Source organism: Bathymodiolus azoricus thioautotrophic gill symbiont (genome assembly GCF_001298715.1).
Lineage (GTDB): Bacteria > Pseudomonadota > Gammaproteobacteria > PS1 > Pseudothioglobaceae > Thiodubiliella.
This window is the reverse complement of the sequence record NZ_CDSC02000500.1, coordinates 1-1,505: the sequence shown is the minus strand read 5'-3', so window position 1 is coordinate 1,505 and position 1,505 is coordinate 1. Positions and strand designations below refer to the sequence as shown.

Genomic DNA, 1,505 nt, shown 5'->3' with positions numbered 1-1,505 from the left:
GTTCAATTGTAAAGTTAGCTCGTTCTTTTCTAGATTTTATTATTTGTGTCATTATTGACCTCCTTGTATTTTGTATTATAAGGCTATCTTTGTGTCTAAGATTGTTAGACCATTACATAAGATTATGCTTAGGAACGAGATAAATGAAAGTTAAAAAAATATTTATACCTCATAAAGTTATGTAGAATAAAGCAGGCGAAGATAGTTTCTAAAGATACTTTAGAGGCGTTAAATTTATTTAATTTTATAATTAGAGAAAAATGAAAACAATACAATTATATGTTTTAGGTGTGTTGCTTCTCAGTAGTTTTAATGTGCTAGGAGAAGAATGCAATATGAAAACAAGTGACAAAAGTTCATATGCAATCAAATCATCAATTTATTTATATTTAAATGGGACTGAGTTAAATACTTGTAAATGTCAAGCAGGATATGAATTTGACCCCTATATTCCTAAGGGAAGAATATTCTTCAAAGGTCGTGAAGAAAACTCTTTTAGCGAAAAACCACTAGCGTTAGAAGGAATGCGGTTGCAGTGCGTTACACCAAGAGACGATACAAAGCTATCAACAGTTGACTGGGCGGTACCTGTTTCCGTGCTTTCTGTAATGGTTTCAAGTGTGGCGGTTGGTCGTTATATACTTAAACAACCAGTTTCGTCAAGACCACCAGTTTCGTCGGGTGACACTCCAAATACAAATACAATTGACGTATCTGAAGATGGATATCTTGCTCCCGCTAACACAAGACCTCCGGTTCCCGTAGAATATGAATATGTGTCATCTGTTGACCCAGTATATGATGATGGGGCAGCTGGTCCACTATATAACGACCCAGATGAAACAGTATATAATGATGCGTCATCTACCCCAATATATGATGATGGGGTAGCTGGTCCGCTATATAATGATGGCTCAATTGAGCTAACATCCGCACCTAGAAGAATACCTGTAAAACCCCCATTATGAGTTAGAAGATCAAATAGGAGATCAAGTAGAAAGTATTTACTCTAAAGTTAATACACGGAATATGCTACCTGATAACGAGGTAACTGTTAGAGCTAGGGATTTAATGCCAAGCTCTACCGCCGATGCTAGCATAAGAAATCGCCCCCCTTCTCCAGAAGGAATATACGATGAGATATCAAATAATGTAAATTCAGATTCAAAAACTCAATGTAGTATACAATAATCTAGAGGTTGCCTTCCCAAAAACAAAAACTAGCGCAGTTTATGAAACACATATAAAGAGATCTCTGAATAATTCATAATTTCTACCCCTAATTCGCTTTCATCCATTTTTTTAAAAAATTTTCCAAATTTCTCCACATTTTTTCATAAAACCTAACCCCCCTTAAATCTACGCTTTTAGCATTTATTTTCTTGCTTTTTGTTACTTTTTATCCTTTTACCACTCATTGGACGCAATAACCCCTTAACCTTTTTAACCGCTGCATTTCTTTAAAAATATTCATCCCAGTTTTAAGATTGTGACTCATAGCAATC

1 protein-coding gene is annotated in these 1,505 nt (G+C 35.0%); it reads left to right on the top strand.

Features of this window, described 5'->3' with window-relative positions:
- Positions 1 to 260: 260 nt before the first annotated feature.
- The gene (locus BAZSYMA_RS09400) at positions 261 to 968 is read left to right on the top strand and encodes a hypothetical protein (RefSeq protein WP_090718471.1); all 708 of its coding nucleotides are present in this window, start codon (positions 261 to 263) and stop codon (positions 966 to 968) included.
- Positions 969 to 1,505 lie beyond the last annotated feature (537 nt).